Origin of the sequence: Tepidimonas sp. HKU78 (assembly GCF_049860815.1) — a bacterium.
Lineage (GTDB): Bacteria > Pseudomonadota > Gammaproteobacteria > Burkholderiales > Burkholderiaceae_C > Tepidimonas.
Genome location: NZ_CP187547.1, coordinates 688,008 through 710,836, shown reverse-complemented (window position 1 = coordinate 710,836; position 22,829 = coordinate 688,008). Strand labels below are relative to the sequence as shown.

At 66.3% G+C, this 22,829-nt stretch carries 20 protein-coding genes; 9 read left to right on the top strand and 11 right to left on the bottom strand.

The window, feature by feature from the left end:
* Positions 1-3 precede the first annotated feature (3 nt).
* The 8 genes from argS to eat all read right to left on the bottom strand — a co-directional run bounded on the left by argS (position 4) and on the right by eat (position 9,251).
* Positions 4-1,677 carry an arginine--tRNA ligase gene (gene argS, locus ACPYIS_RS03510; protein WP_424895073.1) on the bottom strand — a complete coding sequence of 558 codons (1,674 nt, stop codon included), beginning with the start codon at positions 1,675-1,677 and terminating at the stop codon, positions 4-6.
* Positions 1,678-1,799: 122 nt separating this feature from the next.
* Positions 1,800-2,777, bottom strand: coding sequence for an agmatinase (speB, locus tag ACPYIS_RS03505; RefSeq protein ID WP_424895074.1), 978 nt, complete (start codon positions 2,775-2,777; stop codon positions 1,800-1,802).
* Between the two features lie 44 nt (positions 2,778-2,821).
* Positions 2,822-3,202 carry a DUF2237 family protein gene (locus ACPYIS_RS03500; protein WP_424895075.1) on the bottom strand — a complete coding sequence of 127 codons (381 nt, stop codon included), beginning with the start codon at positions 3,200-3,202 and terminating at the stop codon, positions 2,822-2,824.
* Positions 3,203-3,250: 48 nt separating this feature from the next.
* The gene (gene argP, locus ACPYIS_RS03495; RefSeq protein ID WP_424860067.1) at positions 3,251-4,174 is read right to left on the bottom strand and encodes an HTH-type transcriptional regulator ArgP; all 924 of its coding nucleotides are present in this window, start codon (positions 4,172-4,174) and stop codon (positions 3,251-3,253) included.
* A gap of 233 nt (positions 4,175-4,407) precedes the next feature.
* Positions 4,408-5,397: an IS5 family transposase gene (locus ACPYIS_RS03490; protein ID WP_066708478.1), complete on the bottom strand. Its 990-nt coding sequence runs from the start codon at positions 5,395-5,397 to the stop codon at positions 4,408-4,410.
* A 160-nt stretch (positions 5,398-5,557) separates the two neighbouring features.
* On the bottom strand, positions 5,558-6,379 hold the full coding sequence (gene eutC / locus ACPYIS_RS03485; RefSeq protein ID WP_424860068.1) for an ethanolamine ammonia-lyase subunit EutC: 822 nt from the start codon (positions 6,377-6,379) through the stop codon (positions 5,558-5,560).
* The gene (locus ACPYIS_RS03480; RefSeq protein WP_424860069.1) at positions 6,376-7,773 is read right to left on the bottom strand and encodes an ethanolamine ammonia-lyase subunit EutB; all 1,398 of its coding nucleotides are present in this window, start codon (positions 7,771-7,773) and stop codon (positions 6,376-6,378) included. Before ACPYIS_RS03480 ends, eutC begins: the two co-directional genes overlap by 4 nt.
* Before the next feature lie 5 nt (positions 7,774-7,778).
* Entirely contained in the window at positions 7,779-9,251 is a 1,473-nt protein-coding gene (gene eat / locus ACPYIS_RS03475) for an ethanolamine permease (RefSeq protein WP_424860070.1), read from the bottom strand.
* Between the two features lie 245 nt (positions 9,252-9,496).
* Here eat and ACPYIS_RS03470 point away from each other — a divergent pair, with 245 nt between their 5' ends.
* The 4 genes from ACPYIS_RS03470 (at position 9,497) to ACPYIS_RS03455 (ending at position 13,780) form a co-directional block, all read left to right on the top strand.
* Complete coding sequence (locus ACPYIS_RS03470) at positions 9,497-10,510, top strand: helix-turn-helix domain-containing protein (protein ID WP_424895076.1); 1,014 nt, start codon at positions 9,497-9,499, stop codon at positions 10,508-10,510.
* Between the two features lie 92 nt (positions 10,511-10,602).
* Complete coding sequence (locus ACPYIS_RS03465; RefSeq protein WP_144324878.1) at positions 10,603-11,238, top strand: LysE/ArgO family amino acid transporter; 636 nt, start codon at positions 10,603-10,605, stop codon at positions 11,236-11,238.
* A 24-nt stretch (positions 11,239-11,262) separates the two neighbouring features.
* Positions 11,263-12,951 carry a flavin monoamine oxidase family protein gene (locus ACPYIS_RS03460; RefSeq protein ID WP_424895077.1) on the top strand — a complete coding sequence of 563 codons (1,689 nt, stop codon included), beginning with the start codon at positions 11,263-11,265 and terminating at the stop codon, positions 12,949-12,951.
* Positions 12,952-13,015: 64 nt separating this feature from the next.
* On the top strand, positions 13,016-13,780 hold the full coding sequence (locus ACPYIS_RS03455) for a nitrilase-related carbon-nitrogen hydrolase (protein WP_424895078.1): 765 nt from the start codon (positions 13,016-13,018) through the stop codon (positions 13,778-13,780).
* A gap of 17 nt (positions 13,781-13,797) precedes the next feature.
* Here ACPYIS_RS03455 and ACPYIS_RS03450 read toward each other — a convergent pair whose 3' ends face one another.
* Positions 13,798-14,715, bottom strand: coding sequence for a LysR family transcriptional regulator (locus tag ACPYIS_RS03450; RefSeq protein ID WP_299020119.1), 918 nt, complete (start codon positions 14,713-14,715; stop codon positions 13,798-13,800).
* A 155-nt stretch (positions 14,716-14,870) separates the two neighbouring features.
* On the opposite strand from ACPYIS_RS03450, the gene ACPYIS_RS03445 reads away from it, so the two are divergent.
* Positions 14,871-17,102 (top strand): malate synthase G, encoded by a 2,232-nt coding sequence (locus tag ACPYIS_RS03445; protein ID WP_424895079.1) that lies wholly within the window; start codon positions 14,871-14,873, stop codon positions 17,100-17,102.
* A 9-nt stretch (positions 17,103-17,111) separates the two neighbouring features.
* On the opposite strand, the gene ACPYIS_RS03440 is transcribed toward ACPYIS_RS03445, so the two are convergent.
* Positions 17,112-17,834 carry a hypothetical protein gene (locus tag ACPYIS_RS03440; protein WP_424860077.1) on the bottom strand — a complete coding sequence of 241 codons (723 nt, stop codon included), beginning with the start codon at positions 17,832-17,834 and terminating at the stop codon, positions 17,112-17,114.
* A gap of 87 nt (positions 17,835-17,921) precedes the next feature.
* Here ACPYIS_RS03440 and hemB point away from each other — a divergent pair, with 87 nt between their 5' ends.
* From hemB to recQ, 3 genes are read left to right on the top strand one after another with little or no spacing between them, the layout of a single operon-like run.
* Positions 17,922-18,956 carry a porphobilinogen synthase gene (gene hemB / locus ACPYIS_RS03435; protein WP_299020125.1) on the top strand — a complete coding sequence of 345 codons (1,035 nt, stop codon included), beginning with the start codon at positions 17,922-17,924 and terminating at the stop codon, positions 18,954-18,956.
* A gap of 11 nt (positions 18,957-18,967) precedes the next feature.
* Positions 18,968-19,378 carry a rhodanese-like domain-containing protein gene (locus tag ACPYIS_RS03430; RefSeq protein WP_299020127.1) on the top strand — a complete coding sequence of 137 codons (411 nt, stop codon included), beginning with the start codon at positions 18,968-18,970 and terminating at the stop codon, positions 19,376-19,378.
* A gap of 2 nt (positions 19,379-19,380) precedes the next feature.
* Positions 19,381-21,321: a DNA helicase RecQ gene (gene recQ / locus ACPYIS_RS03425; RefSeq protein WP_424895080.1), complete on the top strand. Its 1,941-nt coding sequence runs from the start codon at positions 19,381-19,383 to the stop codon at positions 21,319-21,321.
* A gap of 4 nt (positions 21,322-21,325) precedes the next feature.
* Here recQ and ACPYIS_RS03420 read toward each other — a convergent pair whose 3' ends face one another.
* The gene (locus tag ACPYIS_RS03420; RefSeq protein ID WP_424895081.1) at positions 21,326-22,207 is read right to left on the bottom strand and encodes a ChaN family lipoprotein; all 882 of its coding nucleotides are present in this window, start codon (positions 22,205-22,207) and stop codon (positions 21,326-21,328) included.
* Between the two features lie 90 nt (positions 22,208-22,297).
* Here ACPYIS_RS03420 and ACPYIS_RS03415 point away from each other — a divergent pair, with 90 nt between their 5' ends.
* The gene (locus ACPYIS_RS03415; protein ID WP_299020134.1) at positions 22,298-22,807 is read left to right on the top strand and encodes a Dps family protein; all 510 of its coding nucleotides are present in this window, start codon (positions 22,298-22,300) and stop codon (positions 22,805-22,807) included.
* The last annotated feature ends 22 nt before the right edge of the window (positions 22,808-22,829 follow it).

The window sequence follows — 22,829 nt, the reverse complement described above, 5'->3', positions numbered from 1 at the left end:
CGCTCACATCGAGGTCGGCGCGCTCACGCCGAGCACGCGCAGCCCGCTGCGCAGCACCTGGGCCGTGGCGGCCACCAGCGCCAGCCGCGCCAGCCGCACCGCTTCATCGTCGACCAGGATACGCTCCGCATCGTAATAGCTGTGATAGGCCGACGCCAGCTCACGCAGGTAGAACGTGACGTCGTGCGGCGCGAAATCGGCAGCCGCCGCGCGCAGCACGTCCGGGAAGCGAGCCAGTTGCAGCATCAGCGCCTGCGCGGCCGGGGTATCGAGCGGCGTTAGATCGGCGTCGCGCAGCCGCGCCGGGTCGCCGCCCCATTGCGCCAGCACCGAGCAGATGCGCGCGTGCGCGTACTGCACGTAGTACACGGGGTTGTCGTTGTTTTGCTGGATCGCCAGATCCACATCGAAGGTGTACTCGGTGTCGGGCTTGCGCGACAGCAAAAAGAACCGCACCGCGTCCTTGCTCGTCCACTCGATCAGGTCGCGCAGCGTGACGTAGCTGCCCGCGCGCTTGGAGATCTTGACCTCTTGCCCGCCGCGCACCACGCGCACCATGGTGTGCAGCACGTAGTCGGGGTAGCCCTTCGGGATACCCAACCCCACCGCCTGCAGTCCGGCGCGCACGCGCGCGATGGTGCCGTGGTGGTCCGTGCCCTGGATGTTGATGACCTTGGTAAAGCCGCGTTCCCACTTGGTGATGTGGTAGGCCACGTCCGGCACGAAGTAGGTGTAGGTGCCGTCGGACTTGCGCATCACGCGGTCTTTGTCGTCGCCGTACTCGGTCGTGCGCAGCCACAGCGCGCCGTCTTTTTCGTAGGTTTTGCCGGCGTCGATCAGGCGTTGCACGGTTTGGGCGACGCGCCCCGAGCTGTACAGGCTCGACTCGAGGTAGAACTGGTCGAAGCGCACGTCGAATGCGCGCAGGTCCAAGTCCTGCTCGCGGCGCAAATAAGCCACGGCAAACTGGCGGATGCCGTCCAGGTCTTCGACGTCGCCGCTGGCGGTCACGGTGCGGTCATCGGCTTCGACGGTTTTGCGCGCCAGAAAGTCGTCCGCGATGTCCTGGATGTAGTCACCGTTGTAGGCGGCCTCGGGCCAGCCCGCATCGCCGGGTTTGAGGCCGCGCGCGCGCAGCTGCACCGAGCGCGCCAGTGTCTCGATCTGCACGCCGGCGTCGTTGTAGTAGAACTCGCGGTGCACCTGCCAGCCTTGGGTCTCGAACAGGTTGCAGATCGCGTCGCCCAGCGCGGCCTGGCGGCCGTGGCCGACGTGCAGGGGGCCGGTCGGGTTGGCGCTGACGAATTCGACCAGCACGCGCTGCCCGTGGGGCGGCTGGTGGCCGTAGCGGTCGCCCGCGGCCAGCACCTCGCGCACCACCTGCTGCTTGGCGCGCGGGTGCAGGCGCAGGTTGATGAAGCCGGGCCCGGCGATCTCCAGCGCCGCCACCCAGCGCTGAAACGCCGGTTGGGCCTGCAGCCGCTGCAGCAGCGTCTGTGCCACGTCGCGCGGTGGCTTGCCCAGCGGCTTGGCCAGTTGCAGCGCGGCGGTGATGGCCAGGTCGCCGTGCGCCGCTACCTTGGGTTGCTCGAAGGCGGCGCGCGCCCCCGCGCCGGGGTGCAGCGCTTGCAGCTCGGTGGCCAGCGCCTCCAGCAAATCATGTTTGACGGATTGCATGGCGGCAATTGTAGGCGGCGGTCGCCGCCACCCCGGCCACGCCGGCCGTGTCGGTGCGCACTCGGGCCGGTGTGCGCGTGCGCGACGCCGGCGGGCGGTCGCGCAACGGCGCAGTCGCCCCTTCAGCGCCGCGCGCGGCGCTGCGCGGCCAGCACGCACAGCAGGTCGCAGGCCACGTGGGCCGCGGCCAGCGCCGTGATGTCGGCGTGGTCGTAGGGTGGTGCCACCTCCACCACGTCCATGCCGATCAGGTGCAGCGGCACCAGCCCGCGTACGATGTGCAGCGCCTGCGCGCTGCTCAAGCCGCCCGCGACCGGCGTGCCGGTGCCGGGCGCGTGCGCCGGATCCAGGCAGTCGATGTCGAATGTCAGGTACGCCGGGCGATCCCCGACGATGCGCAGCACCTGCTGCAGCGCCCAGTCGGCACCGCGCGCGTGCACCGTGGGCGCATCGAGCACGTGCACGCCCATGAAGTCGTCGTTCCAGGTACGAATGCCGACCTGAACCGAGTGCGCGGGGTCGATCAGGCCCTCGCGCACGGCCTTGAAAAACATCGTGCCGTGGTTGAGCGACTCGGGGCTGTCGTCCGGCCAGGTGTCGCAGTGCGCGTCGAAGTGGATGAGCGCCAGCGGTGCACCGAACCGCTCGGCGTGCGCCTGCAGCAGCGGGTAGGTGATGTAGTGGTCACCGCCGAAGGTGAGCATGCGCGCGCCGCTGGCCAGGATGCGACGCGCATGGTCGCGGATCGCGCCTGGTATCGTGAGCGGGTTGTGGGGGTCGAGCCAGCAGTCGCCAGCGTCCACCACCGCCAATGTCTCGAAGGGGTCGAACCCCCAGGGAAACGGCTTGAGTTCGGCCAATTGCACGCTGGCGGCGCGGATGGCGGCGGGCCCCAGGCGTGCGCCAGGCCGATAAGTGGTGGCGATGTCCAGCGGCACGCCGCTGACGACGACGTCTGCGCCCGTCAGGTCGCGCGTGTACGTGCGGCGCATGAAGCTCAGCACGCCGGCGTAGGTCATCTCGGGCCAGCTGCCGTGCAGCGTGGGGCGGCGGATGGCGCCGTCGCCAGCGGGCGGCGCCTCGGGGATCGGGGGGCTCATGGCGCGATTGTGGCAGGGCCGACCGGTGGTGACGCGTGATGTCGTCAGGTGGGTGACGGCGTCCAGGCGTGCGCGCGCAGGTCGTCCAGTGACACGAAGGCCAGCGCCCGCTCATGGCAGCTCTCCAGGATCACTGGCGGTGCCACGCCGGCGTCCAGCGCCTCTTTCCAGCGCAGCGCGCACAGGCACCAGCGGTCTCCCGGTTTGAGGCCAGGGAAGCGCCACTCGGGCCTCGGCGTGACGAGGTCGTTGCCGCGCTGTAGCGAAAACGCCAGGAACTCCGCGGTCACCTTGGCGCAGATGACGTGCGAGCCGACGTCGTGGGCGGCGGTGTGGTAACAGCCGTCGCGGAAATAGCCGGTCAGCGGGTCGTAGGAGCAGGCGCGCAGCGGCCCTCCCAGCACATTGCGAGCGGTCGGTTCCATGGTCGGTGCGTCGTCGATGAGACAAGCCTGCACTGTAGCGCGGTGGCATCAACCTTGTGTCTCATGGGGCGCGGGCAGTGGCAGCAGCGCCGCGCGCGCCGCGTCACGGATTGCACGGGTGAGCCGCTGCGCGGTGGGGGGCTCGCGCTCCCAGTGCTGCCAGTAAAGCGCCACGTCCACCACCGCGTCGGGGATGACCTCCTCCAGCGGGGGTTTACCCGTGCGTTGGGCCAAGTGCAGTTCGGGCACCATGCCCCAGCCCAGGCCCAGCTCGATGGCGCGCTCGAAGGCGTCCACCGCTGGCGTGAAGTGGCGGGGGTAGCGTGCCTGCCGCAGCCCGAAGTGGCGCTCCAGCCACACGTCCTGCAGCGCGTCTTTGCGGTTGAAGATGACGGCGGGCAGCGCCAGCAGCCGGTGCGGCGTCAACCGCCCTTGCGGCGTGCGGGCGCGCGCGACTACCGCCGGTGCGGCGACACAGCGGTAGCGCATGATGCCCAGCGGTTCGGCGACGCAGCCGCGCATGGGGTCGGCGCGTGTGGTCACGCAGCCGATGACGGTGCCGTTTTTGAGCAGCTCGTGCGTGTGGTCCTGGTCGTCGATGGTCAGATCGAGCAACAGACGCTGGCGCGCCAGTAGATCGGCCACGCCGGGCAGGAACCACGCAGCCGCCGAGTCGGCGTTGATCGCCACCGGCACGCTTTGCCAGCGCTGGTCGTCGCTGCCGCGCAGCCGCTCCAGCAAGTCGGCCTCCATCAGCTGCACCTGCTTGACGTGCGCCAGCAACGCCTGGCCAGCCGGGGTGGCGCGCACTTGTTTGCCGCGCACCACCAACCGCTGGCCCAGCTGCGTCTCCAGCGCGCGCACGCGCAGCGACACCGCCGCCACCGTCAGGGCCAGGGCCTTGGCCGCTGCGGAAAAACTGCCGTGTTCGACCACGGCGGATAGGGCTTGCAGTTGGCGGGCGTCGAGCATCTTTTCCACGCTATGGAGAAAGACACTGGTGTGGCCCGTGGCACAACAGCTGGGGGAAGGCTAAGGAACCTCTGCACTACCCCGCCCACTCGTTCGTGGCGACGAGTTCAGGGTCAATATCGTTTCGTAGGATGGGATCGAAACAGATGCTGAACGGTTCTTGGGCTCCAGCAAGCCCCTTCGTGGGCCCTCTGCAGCCTCATCCGGCCCCAGTGAGCCCACTGCGGGCGCACTTATCCCGTCGCAGCCAGCAAGGCTTTGCGCGCCAGCCACAGATTGACCAGCGCAAACAGGACGTTGAGCTGCGCGCCGTTCTTGGCCAAGCCTCGATAGGGCGTCTTGCGGTAGCCAAACTGGCATTTGAGTACCCGAAACGGATGCTCACCCTTGGCACGAATGCGCGCCTTGGTGCGTTCCAAGGCATCCATCACCTGGCCAAGAAAAGTGCGCTTGTCCAATGCCCGGCGCTTGCCCGGCCGCATGGCCACGTGCCAAGCGACTTGCTTGCCCTGGTTTTCCGCTCGCTTGTCCACTCCCTGATAGCCCGCATCGGCAAAGACGTCGGTCTCTTGCCCGTGCAAGAGCCGATGCGCCTGCGTCACATCCGAGACGTTGGCAGCGGTGGCCACCACCGTGTGTACCAGCCCTGTCTCGGCGTCGACCCCAACGTGCGCTTTCATGCCGAAGTACCACTGGTTGCCCTTCTTCGTCTGGTGCATCTCAGGGTCGCGCTCACGGCGGGCGTTCTTGGTCGAGCTGGGAGCAGCAATGAGCGTGGCATCCACGATGGTGCCGCTCTTGAGCATGAGGCCACGCTCGGTCAGGATGCGATTGACCGTCTCGAGGATACGCTGGCTCAGGCCGTGTTGCTCCAGCAGGTGGCGAAAGCGCAGGATGGTGCTCTCATCCGGCACGACATCCACCCCCAGGTCCAGACCAACAAAGCTCGCCAGCAGCGGCGTGTCGTACAAGGCTTCCTCCACCGCCGGGTCCGACAGACCAAACCACTGCTGCAAAAAATGAATCCTCAGCAGCTTCTCTACCGCAAAGGGTGGCCGCCCACCCTTGGGACCCGCCTTCGGCGCATACGGCTCGATGAGTGCGACCAACTCTGCCCACGGCACCACACGGTCCATCTGCTCCAAAAACGCACGCTTGCGGGTGCGCTTGGCGCGCAGCTCAAAGCCCGTATACATCGGCGCCTCCAGACTCATCTGCTTCATGTCGCTATTGTCCCATCCCGGCAGTCTGGCAGGAAGGTTTTGCAGACCTTCCCTAACATGAATCAGATGCGAGACGAACTGCGGGGTGAATTCATTTGCCGTAGCGGAGTTGAATCGTCAGCGATGGGCTAGGGCGACCGAGGCGATTTTGCCCTAACCCTTACCCGGGCGACTCGTCGTGCACGGGGCTACCGATCAACGGCAGCCCACTGTGGTCTTTCAGTCCGACGCCCGTGGTCTGCAGCCGCAAAGCCTCCCGCGCCAGCCAAACGAGACGACGCGCTGCGGTGACGACATCTTGGCCGCCGGGGCGTATGTTCGAAATACAGTTGCGCTGCGCATCGGTGCAGCCCACGCGTGGCCGAAGGGTGAGGTAGATTCCAACGCTGTCGGGCGAGCTCAGACCAGGACGTTCACCGATGATCATCGCCACCATCCTCGCGCCCAGCAGTTCACCAACCTCATCGCCTGCCGCAACGCGGGCTTGTCGGACGATGACCAAAGGTGCGATTCGCCAAGTGCGGTCCAGCGCTTGGCGCACGGCCCTCAAGAGCGCGGGCGTGTGCCGTTGTATGCCCAGCGCCGATAACCCATCCCCGATCACGAGCACCAAGTCCGGGGCCTCGGTACTGCGGCGAGCGTCTTGTAAGACTCCCACGCTCGCGTCGTCAAGTCGGCGTCCCCAATCGGGACGCAAAAGGTAGCTTTGGCGATCGGGCGCGCGGGTGTGCACGCACAGCGGCGCGGGCCAGCCGTCTGTGGTGAGCGCAGCCGCCAGTGCCTTGACGTCCAAGGGCAAGTGGATGGCATCCCGAGCTTGAGCATGCGCCAACCCAAATGCCAACACCTGCCGACTGGGTAGGCTGGATCCGCACCTCCCCAATGCGATACGCGCAGGGGTGAAACGCGTGAGCACCTCCCACGGCGTGTCCGTAGCGACGATGCTCGAAGAGAGCTCGGGACGTGATGGGGGGGGTGTCATCGGTCGGGTTGAGGCAAGGTCCACAACGTTTGTGCAAGCGCAGGCGCGACGCGCGCGGGCAAAAGGCGCCCCGTCTCGTCGACGACGCCCATGTTGCGTAGCCATTCGTCGAATTCCGGGGCACGCCGTAGTTGCAGTAAATCTCTCACGGCCAGAGCATCGTGGAACGATGTGCTTTGGTAGTTCAGCATCACGTCATCAGCCCCGGGTACGCCAATAATAAAATGGACCCCAGCGCAAGCCAACAACACGAGCAGGTTGTCCATGTCGTTTTGATCCGCCTCTGCGTGGTTGGTGTAACAGATATCGCAGCCCATAGGGAGGCCGAGTACTTTCCCACAAAAATGATCCTCGAGTCCGGCACGAATGATTTGCTTGCCGTCGAAGAGGTATTCGGGCCCGATGAATCCAACAACTGTGTTGACGAGTAGTGGGTGATAGCGCCGCGCTACTGCATACGCCCGTGCTTCGCACGTTTGCTGATCGACGCCATGATGGGCGTTGGCAGAGAGTGCGCTGCCTTGCCCGGTCTCAAAATACATGACGTTATCTCCCACCGTTCCGCGCCGCAGCGCCAGCGCCATGGAATGCGCCTCGTCGAGCAGAGCCAGATCGATTCCAAAGGAGCGGTTCGTCTGCTCTGTGCCGCCAATCGACTGAAACACCAAGTCCACGGGAGCGCCCATCTGTATTGCTTGCATGGTGTTGGTGACGTGGGTCAATACGCAACTCTGGGTGGGAATGTTGCCACGTTCGATGACTTCTGCCAACATGTGTTGCAACCGTACCAAATCGGCGATGCTGTCCGATACGGGATTGACGCCAATGACGGCGTCGCCGGCGCCAAGCAGCAACCCGTCGATGATGCTGGCCAAAATGCCCGCGGGATCATCGGTCGGATGATTCGGCTGCAGTCGCACTGCCAGGTGTCCGGGTAACCCTAATGTGTTTCGGAAGCGGGTGACGACGGAGCAGCGCTTCGCGACGATCATTAAATCCTGATTGCGCATCAGCTTACTAACTGCGGCAACCATCTCGGGCGTAAGACCAGGCGCAAGCCTTTTTAGCGCTACTGGTGTCGCCGCCTCGCTGAGCAGCCAGTCCCGAAATTCACCAACCGTTTGTGTCGAGACGGGCTCGAACGCTGATTCATCGTGTGTATCGATGATCAGCCGGGTGACCTCATCCGACTCATAGGGGATCAGTGGTTCTTCGAGAAATTGCCGCAGCGGCACCTCAGACAGCACCCAGCGCGCCGCCATACGCTCCTGTTCGCTCGTCGCTGCCACGCCGGCCAGTTGATCTCCAGATCTCGGTGGGCTCGCCTTCGCCATGACCTCGCGCAAGGACGCGAAGCGATAGCGAACACCCGCAAGATCGACCTGGTAGTGCATGACGATCACCGAACCTTTTGGGCGTTGGGTAAAGCGATGTCGCCAATGTCGGTGGCAGCGCTGTCGGTGTCGAGACGTTCGTTGGCCCCGACCAGCATTTCATCATAAGCGGCGTTGAGGCGTTGGTTCTGAGTAAAACGGAAATAAACATATCCAGCCGCCGCCAGTGCAGTAAAAAGCAGTGAAAGGGCCGGGTTGTAATAAATCACTGCGATTAGGCAAATGATTCCGCTGCCGAGGGCGAGCGCTGGGAAAATCGGATAAAATGGTGCCCGAAAGGGTCGATGCAATCCGGGCTCGGTCGAACGCAACTTGAACAGGCTCGCCATAGAAACGATATACATAACCAAGGCGCCCAAAACCGCCATCGTTACGATGTTCGCAGTAAGAGGCTGCCCACCAAACGTGATCCATTCATCGCTGAATACCGCTAAGATGCCCACGACACCCCCACCGATCAAGGCTCGAACGGGTGTGCGAAAACGAGGGTGCACCTTGGCGAAAAACGGCGGCAGAAAACCAGCGCGCGCGAGGGCATATATTTGCCGCGAGTATCCCAGTATGATGCCGTGAAAGGAAGCGATCAATCCGAACAAGCCGATCCAAACCAGCATGTGCAGCCATGCGCTGTTGTCGCCAACCACGATTTTCATGGCTTGCGGCAACGGATCGTTGATGTTTGATAGGGTTTGCCAATCACCAATGCCGCCGGCCATGATCATGACCAGAAAGGCGAGTGCCACCAACGTCAGGATGCCCGCGATATAAGCAATCGGGATGGTCCGTTGGGGGTCGCGAGCCTCCTCGGCTGCCATCGCCGCGCCTTCGATTGCAAGGAAAAACCAAATCGCAAAAGGAATCGCTGCAAATATGCCGCCGACTGTCGCCCAGGTGAATCTATCGCTGCCAGCCCAGCCGTTGGCGACAAAATTGGTGAGCGACCATCCAGGGGCCACGACGCCCGCAAAAACCAGCAGCTCGATGACCGCAAGTAGGGTAACAAATAGCTCAAAGGTGGCGGCGATGCCCACGCCAATGGCATTGAGCGTAATAAAGACGACGTAAGCGGCTACCGCAGCGATTTTGGGGTCAAGCGCGGGAAACTGCACGTTGAGATAGGCGCCGATAGCCAGTGAGATCGCGGGCGGCGCGAATACGAACTCCACCAGAGTGGCAAACCCAGCGATGTAGCCACCAGCGGGGCCAAATGCCCGTCGGGCGTAGGCAAACGGACCACCCGCGTGCGGGATGGCCGTCGATAGCTCGGTAAAACTGAAAATGAAGGTGGTGTACATCAGGGCTACGAAGGCGGTGGCGACCAAGAATCCCAGCGTGCCCGCGGTAGCCCAACCGTAACTCCACCCGAAGTACTCACCCGATATAACCAAGCCAACGGCGATACCCCAAAGTGAAAACACGCCGAGTACGGGTTTGAGCTCGCGCGAGACATGGACAGACGGTGTATGTGGTGATGCCATGACAAACCTCACATTGATAATAAGGGGGCGGGGGCATCTGCTAGTGTCCCCGACGACGTCCGAGACAGATCATGGTCTAGGGAGTCGCGACGACGGTATCCCGTTTGAGCAAAAACACGATGTGGCCGAAAATTTTCCGAAACGGGATAGTGTTGCTAAGGGTTATCCCTTACGCAGGGTCTGGCATGGTTCTTGATACTTTGAGCTCATCTGCCAAAGATCGCACCACTATGGAGCACGCCAGGGTGAGCCAAGAGGCCGGGCCGAGTTCGGTTGCACAGTTTTGTGTCAAGCGCACAAGTGACGTGCATGTGCATGCAAGCCACCTGTCCGCCTGGGAGCAGCAGTACGAGCAAGTGTCGCGCGGGGTTTTCAGCGGTGTCGTGCGGGAGGTCGCCGCCCCTGGGCTGCAGGTGTTCGAAGAATGGGCTTCTTGCGCGACGGCCCAGCATTGCCGCCCCTGGTCGGGCGGGGTGTGGATTGGCATGCCCGTGCCAGAGGATACCCAGGGTCTGCGCTACATGGGCCGCAGTGTTGATAGCCAACAGTGGATGTGGGCGAACGATGACCAGGTTTTCGACCTTTTCGTGCCGGCAGGGGTTGGCCTTTACGGAGTGGTCTTGGACGGCCGCGACATGATGCGCCATCTGCACTGGCGAGATGGGAGAGGTGAGTGCGGCACCGGCCAGTCGTTTGCGAGCACGGGATGGTCTGGCATGCAGTTGCAGCACCTCACCATTGCCCAGCGCCAGCGATTGACCGGTTTGTTGCGCGAGGTGCTCAGTAATGTCGAACGTACGCCAGAGGTTTTGAGCCACGACGCCAGCCGCCAGGCGTTACACCATGCGGTGCTCACTGTTGTCTGCGACTTGGCGGTGCCCCGAGAGGTCCAGCCCGTGATGGTGGGGCGACATCATCGTCGCCTTACTCTCGTGCGGCGCGCGCGCGAGCTGATATTGGAGCGACCGCAGGACTTCTGCCATTTGACAGCACTGTGCGCTGCTCTTCACGTGACGCGGCGCACGTTGCAGAACTGTTTTCACGAGGTCATGGGTATCAGCCCTGCTGCATACCTGCGCGAGGTCCGCCTCAACGCTGTCCGCCGTGCCCTGCAAAGCCCGCTGGAGGCGCAGCACACCATCACCGAGATCGCTGCTCGCTGGGGCTTTTGGCACATGGGCCACTTCGGACGGGAGTACAAGACGCTCTTCGGCGAGACGCCCTCCCAAACCCGGGCGGGGTGGCTTGAGGTCAAATAAAAAATAACTTGATGAGTTCAAGTTCATTTTGAAATACTTAATGCCGTAGCGCATCGGGAGCACACTCGCGTGTAACGAGAGGAGTGCTGCCGATGATCTTGACTGCCCCCAGCTTCACCGCCGGCCTGGTGATGAGCCTGTCGCTCATCATGGCCATCGGCCCGCAAAATGCGCATGTCATCCGTACCGGCTTGCAGCGGCGCCACCTGTGGCTGACCGTGGCCACGTGCGCGGTGGCCGACATCGTGCTCATCGCCCTGGGCGTGGCCGGCCTGGCGCAGTTGGGCGGCTTGTCGGACAAGCTGCACGGCGCGTTGATCGGGGCGGGGATCTTGTTCCTGCTCGTCTATGGTTACCAAGCGGCGCGGCGCTTCTGGTATGGGCCGGCGGCACCCCAGGTGCCCGCCATCGGTACGCCGGCCGCGCAGCCGACCAGTGCGCTGCAGGCCGTCGGGGCCGCGCTGGCGTTTTCCTGGCTCAACCCGCACGCCTGGCTGGACACGGCCGTCCTCATCGGTACCGCGTCGTTGGCGTGGGGCGCGCAGCAGCCCATCTTCGGCCTGGGGGCAGCGACCGGCTCGGTGGTGTGGTTCTTGCTGTTGGGCGGCGCGGCGTTTTGGCTCGGGCGGCGGCTGAATTCGCTCAAGGTCTGGCGCGCACTCGACGGCCTGGTGGCCCTGATGATGTGGGGCACGGCAGCGGCCCTGTTCATCAGCCTGTTCGAATGATGGAATCTGAGGAGGAGACGACCCATGTCCACGATGACCCTGCGCGTGCCCCAGCGCCGCGCGCCCGACGCACCGATCACGATCTTCGGCCCGGATTTTCCCTTCGCCTATGACGAATGGCTCACTCACCACGCCGGTTTGGGCCGCGTCCCGGTTAGCCGTTACGGCACCGAGGTGGCCGTCGTCGGCGCCGGCATGGCGGGGCTGACCGCGGCGTATGAGCTGATGAAGCTGGGCCTCAAGCCCGTGGTGTACGAGGCCTCGCGCATGGGCGGGCGGTTGCGCTCGCAGCCCTTCGAGGGCGGGCAGGGCGCGATTGCCGAGCTGGGCGGCATGCGTTTCCCGCTGTCTTCCACGGGTTTTTACCACTACGTCCATCTGTTGGGGTTGGGCAGCCGGCCGTTCCCCAACCCGTTGACGCCTGCAGCCAACTGCACCGTCATCGATCTGGAGGGCCAAACCCACTGGGCGCGCACGCTGCAGGATCTGCCACCGCTGTTCCAGGAGGTGGCGCAAGCCTGGGCCGACGCGCTGGAGGAGGGCGCGGGTTTTACCGCGCTGCAAACCGCCATGCGCGAGCGTGACGTGGAGCGGGTCAAGGCGCTGTGGGATGCGCTGGTGCCGCGCTGGGACGACCGCACGTTCTACGACTTCGTCGCGCAATCGAGTGCATTTCGTCGCTTGAGCTTTCACCACCGCGAGGTGTTTGGGCAGGTGGGCTTTGGCACTGAGGGGTGGGATTCGGACTTTCCCAACTCCATGCTCGAAATCCTGCGCGTCGTGCTCACCGGTTGCGACGAAAACCAACACTACATCGTCGGCGGTGTGCAACAGGTGCCCATGGGCCTTTGGCAGCACGCGCCGGCGCGCATCGAGCACTGGCCGCAGGGCACCACGCTGGCCCGCCTGCACCACGGGGCACCGCGCCCGGGAGTGCGCGCCATCCAGCGTGGGGGCAACGGCCAGCTGGAAGTGACCGACACCTGGGGCACGACGCGCCGCTACGAAGCGGTGTTGGTCACGTGCCAGAGCTGGCTGCTCACGACGCAGATCGCGTGCGAGGAATCGCTGTTTTCGCACAAACTCTGGATGGCGCTCGACCGCACGCGCTACATGCAGTCGTCCAAGACCTTCGTGATGGTCGATCGCCCGTTTTGGAACGACCTGCGCGCCAACGGCTGGCCGGTGATGGGCATGACGCTCACCGACCGCCTCACGCGCGGCACCTATCTGTTCGACAACGGGCCCGATAAGCCCGGCGTCATCTGCCTGTCGTACGCGTGGATGAGCGACGCGCTCAAGATGCTGCCCTACGACAGCACGAAGCGCGTGCAACTCGCGCTCGACGCGCTGCGCAAGATCTACCCCGACGTCGACATCGCCAGCCATATCATCGGTGACCCGATCACCATTTCGTGGGAAGCCGACCCCTACTTTTTGGGCGCCTTCAAAGGGGCGCTACCCGGCCACTACCGCTACAACCACCGGATGTACGGGCATTTCATGCAGGACGCGCTGCCCGAGCGCGAGCGCGGTATTTTCTTGGCGGGCGACGACATTTCCTTCACGCCGGCGTGGGTGGAAGGCGCGGTGCAAACGGCCCTCAACGCGGTGTGGGGCATCGTGCGTCACCTGGGTGGTGCCAGCCATCCGGACAACCCCGGCCCCGGGGATTGGTATCCGCACATCGGGCCCGTGGCGCTGCCGGATTGACACCGTGCACGGAGGGAATCTGCCGGACACAGGTTGCGCTACGCTTGCAGACATGGACGCACGGATGCAAACGGAGAACGACCGCGCGTGGCCAGCGCAATCGCTGCGCATTGCCCTCTGGCAAACGCCCCACCCCGCGCCTGGGAACGCCGGCCATGCACTGGCGTGCCTGGATGCCGCAGCAGCACAAGCCGCGCAACAGGGTGCGCACTGGTTGGTCACGCCCGAAATGTTGCTGTCGGGCTACTTGATCGATCCCGCGCAGTTGGCTGCGCTTGCGCAACCGGCTGACGGCCTCTGGGCGCAGGCGGTCGCGGCCATCGCACAGCGGCACCGTGTGGGCATCGTCTATGGCTGGCCCGAGTCGCACCCCGCGGGCGCTCGACCCTACAACGCAGCGCAAGCCATCGGCCCCGACGGGCAGCGGCTGGCCCTGCACCGTAAAGTGCACCTGTTCGGCGCGGCAGACGCCGAGCGATTCTCGCCGGGCGAGGAAGTGGGTACCCCGTTTGACTGGGAAGGCTGGCGCATCGGCCTGTTGATCTGCTACGACGTCGAGCAGCGTGCCACCGTTCGCGCCCTAGCGGCTCAGGGGGCGCGCGTGATTTTGGTGCCCACGGCCAACATGCTGCCCTACGACGACGCGCCGCTGCTGACCGTGCCCCGGCTAGCGGCCGAGCACCATGTTGCCATCGCCTATGCCAACGCCTGTGGCGCGGAGGGCCGCACCCACTACGGCGGCTTGAGCACACTGGCCGGGCCGCGGGGCGAGGTGCGGGCCCGGGCGGGAAGGGGGGAGGCGTTGTTGGTGGCCGAGGTGTTGCGTTGAGGCGACGCCTCCCCTGCTCACCCCCAAAACCCCTCCCGCCCGTAGTGCTCCTTGAGGAAATCGATCCACGCGCGAACCCGCCGAGGCAGGTGGCGCGCGCTGGGGTAAACCGCGTAGATGCCGTTGGGCGGGGCGGCGTAGTCGTCCAGCACGCTGACCAACCGGCCGGCGTCGATGTCGGCCTGCACTTCCCAGGTGCTGCGCCAGGCCAGCCCTAGGCCAGCGATGCACCATTCGTAGAGCACTTGGCCGTCGGTGCAGTCCAGTGGGCCGCGGGGGCGGATGTGGATGACCTTGCGCCGCCCGTCGGCTTCCGTCATGGTAAACGCCCAGCCGCGCGTTTGCGAAGCGTCCGAGGACAGCACCAGGCAGTCGTGCTGTAGCACGTCGTGCGGCGTGCGCGGGATCCCGTGCCGACGGAGGTAGCTGGGTGCGGCCACCACGAGACGCCGGTTGTCGGCCAAACGGGTGCTGATGAGCGTGGAGTCGGGCAGGTCACCCACGCGCACGGCGCAGTCGTAGCCTTCGGCCACCAAATCGACCAGGCGGTCGCTCAGGTTGAGCGAAACGGTGACCTCCGGGTGGCGCGCGCGAAAGAGCGGCACCAGCGGCGCCACACGCTGGCGCCCAAACCCTGCAGGGGCGGTGATGCGCAAGTGGCCGCGCACGGTTTGGCCGCCGGCGCTGACGTTGGCCTCGGCCTGCGCGAGCTCGGCGAGCAGGCGCTGACAATCCTCCAAAAAGGCGCTGCCTTCCGGCGTCAGGGTCAGCCGCCGCGTGGTGCGCACCAGCAGCTTGACGCCCAAATGCTCCTCTAGTGCGTCCAGCCGCCGACCGATGATGGCGGGCACCACGCCCTCGGCACGCGCGGCGGCGGCGAGGCTGCCGCGCTGCGCCACCGAGACGAAGGTTTCCATGGCCTTGACGCGGTCCATGGCGCTGATTATTCAACAAAAAGTCATGGCTGACGAGGGCGGCATGGGCTCGATTTCGCCCCGGCAATGCCCTACAGTTGCAGCATCCGTATCTGCCCCGACACGTCCCTCCCGGGCGCGCCGGGTGAAGTATTGACACCATGGAGAGCAACCGAATGACGACTTCTCGTATCCCCGTGGGCCGCTTGCAGGTGGCCGAAGTGCTGTATCGCTTCATCGAAGACCAAGTGCTGCCCGGCACCGGCATCGACAGCGCGCGCTTTTGGCAAGGGTTCGACGCCATCGTGGCCGATCTGGCCCCCAAGAACCGCGCCTTGCTGGCCGAGCGCGACCGCCTGCAGGCCGAGCTGGACAAGTGGCACAGCGCGCACCCCGGACCCATCCAAAACCCGCAGGCGTACCGCCAGTTTCTGGAGACGATCGGCTACCTGGTGCCGCCGCCCGGCGACGTGCGCGTGACCACGGCCAACGTCGACGCGGAGCTGGCCACGCAGGCTGGCCCTCAGCTGGTGGTGCCGATTCTGAACGCGCGCTATGCGCTCAACGCCGCCAATGCGCGCTGGGGCAGCCTGTATGACGCGCTCTACGGCACCGACGTCATCCCCGAAGACGACGGCCGCGCCAAAGGGCCGGGTTACAACGAAAAACGCGGTGCCGAGGTGATTGCCTACGCGCGCCGTGTGCTGGACGAGGCCGCGCCGCTGGCGCAGGGGGCGCACGCCGATTCGGTGGCCTACACCGTCGACGGCGGTGCGCTGCGTGTGCGCCTGCGCGACGGCAGCGTCACTGGCTTGCGCGAGCCGGCCCAATTCGTGGGCTACCAGGGCGCGGGCGAGGCGCCGTCGTCGGTGCTGTTGCGCCACCATGGGCTGCACCTGGACATTCGCATCGACCGTCAACACCCCATCGGGGCGACCGACCCTGCCGGCGTGTGCGACGTGGTGCTGGAAGCGGCGTTGTCCACCATCCTGGATCTGGAAGATTCGGTGGCGGCGGTCGATGCCGAGGACAAGGTGTTGGGCTACCGCAACTGGCTGGGCATTTTGCAGGGTTGGTTGACGGAAAGCTTCGACAAGGGCGGCCGCATGCTCACGCGCGGTCTGAACCCGGACCGCCGCTACCGCACGCCGGACGGCCAAGGTGAACTGGTGCTGCCCGGGCGTTCGCTGCTGTTCGTGCGCAACGTGGGGCACCTGATGACCAACCCGGCCATCCTGTACACCGACGCGGACGGCCAGGTGCGCGAGATCCCGGAAGGCATCATGGACGCCGTGGTGACCACCACCATCGCGCTGCACGACCTGCAAGGGCACGGGCGCTTGCCCAGCGGTGAGGCGATCCGCAACAGCCGCGCGGGCAGCATCTACATCGTCAAGCCCAAGATGCACGGGCCGCGCGAGGTGGCGTTCGCCAACGAGCTGTTCGCGCGCGTAGAGCAGTTGCTGGGCCTGCCGGACAGCACGGTCAAACTCGGCATCATGGACGAGGAGCGCCGCACCAGCGTCAACCTCAAGGCGTGCATCGCCGCGGCCAGCAGCCGTGTGGCGTTCATCAATACCGGCTTTTTGGACCGCACGGGCGACGAGATCCATACCGCGATGCTCGCCGGCCCCATGATCCGCAAGAACGACATGAAGACCAGCGCCTGGATTGCCGCCTACGAGCGCAACAACGTGCTGGTGGGCCTGAAGTGCGGCTTGCGCGGGCGCGCCCAGATCGGCAAGGGCATGTGGGCCATGCCCGACCTGATGAAGGCGATGCTGGAGCAAAAAGTCGCCCATCCCAAGGCCGGTGCCAACACCGCCTGGGTGCCCAGCCCGACGGCGGCCACGTTGCACGCGCTGCACTACCACCAGGTCGATGTCGCCGCCATCCAGCAAGCGCTGGAACAAATCGACGCCGACGCCGAGCGCGACACCCTGCTGGCCGGGCTGCTGACCGTGCCCGTCAGCCCCAACCCGCACTGGAGCGAGGCCGACAAGCAGCAGGAGCTGGACAACAATATCCAGGGCATCCTGGGCTACGTGGTGCGCTGGGTGGACCAAGGGGTGGGGTGTTCCAAGGTGCCCGACATCAACGACGTCGGCCTGATGGAAGACCGCGCCACGCTGCGTATCAGCAGCCAGCACGTGGCCAACTGGCTACACCACGGTGTCGTCACACCCGAGCAGGTGCGCGCGACCTTCGAGCGCATGGCGGCGAAAGTGGACCAGCAAAACGCGGGTGACCCCAACTACCGCCCCATGGCGCCGCACTTCGAGCAGAGCATGGCGTTCCAGGCTGCGCTGGATCTGGTCTTCAAGGGCAAGGAGCAACCCAACGGCTACACCGAGCCGCTGCTGCACGCTTGGCGTCTGAAGGTCAAAGCGGCGCGCGCGGGGGCCTGAGGACTGCGGTCAGCGGCCGACGGCCCGGCGAAATTGGGCGCGCAGGTGCCATCCGTCGGGCTGACGGTCCCGCTGCAGCACGATGCCGCCGTCGGTGTGCGCGAGCTGCTGCGCCAACAGCCACACCACGCCGTCCTCTCGAGCGGCATCGGCCGTGTCGGCATCGCTGGACGCGACCGACAGCTCGAGCCAACCCGAGAGGCCGCCGAGCGCAGCGCCAGCGCCGACCACGCTGTCCACGGCCCGCGGCTCGACGCGCCAATCCAGGCGGTTGCCGTGCTGCAGCCCCCACTCCAGCAGCGTCTGCACTAGGCTGTAGGCCAGCGTGGGATCGATCAGCAGCTCCACCGGGTGCAGTTGCCGGACCACCGTCACGCCAGCCAGTGCCAGCTCGTCGCGCCGTTCTTGCAACACCGATTCGACGATCTGCGCGAGGTCGATCTTTTCGTGCGTCTGGCGCACCTGGCCGCTGTGCAGCCGCACGATTTGCTGCGCCTGGATGCTGCAGCGCTTCAGGCGCAATGCCGGCTGTGCCAGGATGTGGTACTCCGCCTCGCTGAGGCGACCGCGCTGCACCAGCAGCGCCAGCCCGCGCAGCAGATGATCGACCGAATCGACGGCCTGGGTGGTGACCGCCACAGCCAGATCTGGCCAGTGGGGTGCCAGGCGCCAGTCGGCTGGCTCGACCCGGCTAGGCGTCGGCGAAGGCGGGGGCAGGGTGGTGGACAACACGGGCAATGATCGGGGCGTGCAGAGCAAAGGGGCAAAAGACAAGCCAAAGCAGTGTAGCCCAGGCGCCAACCCGTCACAATAACGGTCATGAACGCATCCGACACCTCCTGCTATCCACCCGCTCCGTACCCGCTGTCGCGCCCGCGCCGTCTGCGCCGGGACGTGTTTACCCGCAACCTGGTGCGGGAGCACCACCTGACCGTACACGACCTGATCTACCCCGTGTTCGTGCTCGACGGCCGGGGCCGCCGCGAACCGGTGGCGTCCATGCCCGGGGTGGAGCGCCTGAGCCTGGACCAGTTGCTGCCGGTGGCCGAGGAGTGCGTGGAGCTGGGCATTCCCGTTATGGCGCTGTTTCCGGTCATCGACCCCGCGCTCAAAACCCCGGACGGGCGCGAGGCCTGGAACCCCGACGGGCTGATTCCGCGCGTGGTCGCCGAGCTCAAGGCGCGCGTGCCCAACCTGGGCGTCATGACCGACGTGGCGCTCGACCCCTACACCAGCCACGGTCAAGACGGCCTGCTGGACGACAGCGGCTACATCGTCAACGACGCCACCGTCGAGGTGCTGGTCAAGCAGGCGCTGGTGCAGGCGGCCGCCGGCGTGGACATCGTGGCGCCCAGCGACATGATGGACGGGCGCGTGGGCGCCATCCGCCAGGCGCTGGAGGCGCGCGGGTACGTGCACACGCGCATCATGGCCTACAGCGCCAAATACGCCAGCGCCTTCTACGGCCCGTTTCGCGACGCCGTGGGCAGCGCCGCCAACTTGGGCAAGGCCGACAAAAAGGTCTACCAGATGGACCCGGCCAACACCGACGAGGCCCTGCGCGAAGTGGCGCTCGACCTCGCCGAAGGCGCCGACATGGTCATGGTCAAGCCCGGCATGCCCTACCTGGACGTGGTGCGGCGGGTGAAGGAGGCGTTCAAGGTGCCCACCTTCGCCTACCAGGTCAGCGGTGAGTACGCGATGATCAAGGCGGCAGCCGCCAACGGCTGGCTCGACCACGACGCGGTGATGATGGAGGCGCTGCTGGCGTTCAAGCGCGCGGGTGCCGACGGGGTGCTGACCTACTTCGCGCGCGATGCCGCGCGCCTGCTGCGTGCCCAGGCGCGGCGTTGATGTACCGATCGATGAAACACCTGCAACCCACCGAGGCCTGGCGCTGGCTGCAAGCGCAGGCCGATCAGCCACCCGAGCGCCGTCCGCTGTTCGTGGACGTGCGCATGGAGATCGAGTCGCTCTACGTCGGGCGGCCGCCGGGCGTGGTCAACATCCCGTGGTACGAATACCCCGACTTGCGACCCGACCCGCAGGACTTTGCGCGCCGTGTGGAGCAAGAGGCGGGGGACAAAACCCGGCCCATCCTGCTGATCTGCCGCAGCGGCAAGCGCACGCTGGACGCGGGCGCCGCGTTGGAAGCGGCGGGCTTTACCGACGTGGCGCACGTGGTGCACGGCTTCGAGGGCGAGCTCGACGAGCATTTCCACCGCTCCAGCGTCAACGGCTGGCGCTTCGAAGGGCTGCCCTGGGAACAGATGTGAGCATGGCTCCGTCAGTGGCCGACCTACGGGCGCAGGCGCACGCGGTGCTGGCCGAGGTGTTCGGTTACCACGCCTTTCGCGGCCAGCAAGCCGACATCGTGGCGCACGTGGCGGGAGGCGGCGATGCGCTCGTGCTCATGCCCACCGGTGGCGGCAAGTCGCTGTGTTACCAGATTCCGGCCATTCTGCGCCAGCGCGCCGGTCTCGGGGTGACGGTCGTCGTCTCGCCGCTCATCGCCCTGATGCACGACCAGGTCGGCGCGCTCATCGAAGCCGGGGTGGAGGCCGCTTACCTCAACTCCAGCCTCACGCCCGAGCAAGCAGCGGCGGTGGAGCAGCGCCTGATGCGTGGCGAGCTCACGCTGCTCTATGCTGCGCCGGAGCGCATCGTCACCCCGCGCTTTTTGGCCCGACTGCAGGCGCTGCACGATGCCGGACGGCTGGCGCTGTTTGCCATCGACGAGGCGCACTGCGTCAGCCAGTGGGGGCACGATTTTCGGCCGGAATACCGCGAGCTGGCGCTGCTGCCCGAGCGCTTTCCCGGCGTGCCGCGGGTGGCGCTAACGGCCACCGCCGACGCCATCACGCGCGCCGACATCGCCACCCACTTGCGGTTGGAGGGGGCAGCCACCTTCGTGGCCAGCTTCGACCGGCCCAACATCCGTTACACCATCGTGGAAAAGCGCGACAGCCTGCGCCAGCTGCTGCGCTTCATCGAACGCGAGCACGGCGGCGCGCACGGCCACGACAGCGGCATCGTCTACTGCGCGTCGCGGCGCAAGGTGGAAGACGTGGCCGCGCGCCTGCAGGCCGCGGGCCTGCGCGCCTTGCCCTACCACGCGGGCTTGGACAACGCCACGCGCCAGCGCCACCAAGACCGCTTTTTGCGCGAGGACGGCCTCATCATGGTGGCCACGATCGCCTTTGGCATGGGTATCGACAAGCCGGACGTGCGCTTCGTCGCGCACCTGGACCTTCCCAAAAACATCGAGGGCTACTACCAGGAGACGGGCCGCGCTGGCCGCGACGGCGAACCCGCCAACGCCTGGATGGCCTACGGTCTGCAGGACGTGGTACAGCAGCGCCGCTTGATCGACGACAGCCCTGCTGACGAGGCGTTCAAACGCGTACTACGCGCCAAGCTCGACGCGCTGCTGGCGCTGGCCGAGTCCACCGACTGCCGCCGCCAGCAGCTGCTGGCCTACTTTGGCGAGTCGAGCGCCCCATGCGGCAACTGCGACAACTGCCTGCAACCCCCACAGACCTGGGATGCGACCGAGCCCGCACGCAAGCTGCTGTCGTGCATCTACCGGCTGCAGCAGGCGGGTGCGGCGTTCGGCGCCGGACACCTCATCGACGTGCTGCGCGGCCAAGCCACCGACAAAGCGCGCCAGCACGGCCATACCGCGCTGTCCACGTTCGGCATCGGGCGCGAGCTGGACGAGACCCAGTGGCGCGCGCTGTTGCGCCAGCTCATCGCCGTGGGCGCGGTGCAGGTGGCAGGCGAGTTTCACACCCTGCACCTGACGCCGGCGGCGCGCCCGATCCTGCGCGGCGAGCAAAGGGTACGCCTGCGGGTGTCGACGGCGAGTGCCGGCGAGCGCCGCGCGCGCGACCGCGATGAGCGACGCCTGCGCGCCGTGGCCAGCGACGCCCGGCTGCCGCTGCAAAGCCGCGAGGTGCTGGCCGCCCTCAAGGCGTGGCGCGCGGCGGTCGCGCGCGAGCACGACCTGCCGGCCTACGTGATCTTTCACGATGCCACCCTGCGCGCGATCGCCGAGCGGCTGCCGCGTCACGCGCACGAGCTGCTCGATATCCCCGGCCTGGGCGACAAGAAGCGCGAGGCGTACGGCCGCGAGGTGCTGCGCGTGGTGGCCCAAACGCTACCGATCGCCGACAAGGGCGCGTCTGCGCACCCGGTCGTCGACCTGATGGCGAAATGAGCATTCAGTTGCCGCTTCCCCGTAACACGGTGCAATGATCGACCGACGGCGTGGCCGGGGTGAGCCAGATGGCATCCACGCTGGCTTCGTGCGCGCTTTGGCGATGGTTGGCGCTGACCATGGCGACGGTCACGAGCACACCCGGTGCGTCGGCCGCCGCGCCGAGGCGCTGCAGGTGAACCGGCACGCCCCGGTCGCGTCGCACGTGCTGCTGTCCCGCCACCAGCACCGTCGTCTGGCCGACGCGCGAGCGCTCGCCCAAGGTGGTGGCCATGGCGTCGTCGCGCGCGAGCTGGATGCGCGCCATCGGCACCCATTGCGTCGGCGGCAGCTGCCCGCAGTGGCCCTCGTCGATGGCGCGCAGCAGCGCCTCTTGCGCCGGTGTGGGCAGCATTTGGTCCCAGTATGCCTCGCGCATCACCCGTGCGTGCTCGGTGCGGGGCAGGTTGCCGCCCCACACCGGTATGCCGGCGCGCACCGCGGCCATCACCATCGGCCCGTAGCGCTGCCAGGGCCATCCACTTTCGTTCCAGCGCAGGGTTTGCCGGACGGCCTCTTCCGTGCTGTCGGCCGCCAGCCCCTCCGTGCCATGGCCGCGCTCGGCCATCTCGATGACGAGCGCGTGCAGCCGCCCTTGCTCGGCCAGCGCCTGCACCACCCACGCATGCAGACGCTGGTGCAGGTCGGCATCGTGCTGCTCGCCCAACAGCAGCCAGCGCGGCGTGCCCAGTGCCTCGAGCCGGGCTCGCAGCCAGCGTTGCGGCTGCTCGGGGTCGAGCACCGCGAACGGCTCGGGCGCGGCCATCGTCGGCGCGACGGCGCCCACTGCGCAACACGCGGCGGCTGCCATCAGCCAGGATCGGCGCGTCAGAGCGGGAGCATTCATACCCCATCATAGTCCGGGATGCCGATATGATGCAGCCACGCCGCCCCCGCGGCGCATCGCCTTTGTGGTTTTCGACCGGAGCAAACACCTATGGCCAAAAAAACCGCCCGTACCCCGAATCCCAGCCGCGCCCTCGACATCGGCATCGACGCGGCTGACCGCGCAGCCATTGCCGAAGGCCTCAGCCGCCTATTGGCCGATACCTACACGCTGTACCTGACCACGCACAATTTTCACTGGAACGTCACGGGGCCCATGTTCAATACGTTGCATGCCATGTTCATGCAGCAGTACACCGAACTGTGGAACGCGGTCGACCCGATTGCCGAGCGTATTCGCGCGCTGGGGCACATCGCGCCGGGCTCGTACGCCGAATTCGCGCGCCTGAGTTCCGTGCCGGACGCGCCGGCGCAGCCGCCCAAGGCGCTGGAGATGGTGCGCCTGCTGGTGCAAGGGCACGAAGCGGTGGCCCGCACGGCACGCAGCCTGTTTCCGCTGGTGGACAAAGCCCATGATGAACCCACGGCCGATTTGCTGACGCAACGGCTGGCGGTGCACGAGCAAACCGCCTGGATGCTGCGCAGTTTGCTGGAGGAGTAAGCGCCAACCGTTGCCGCTCGCC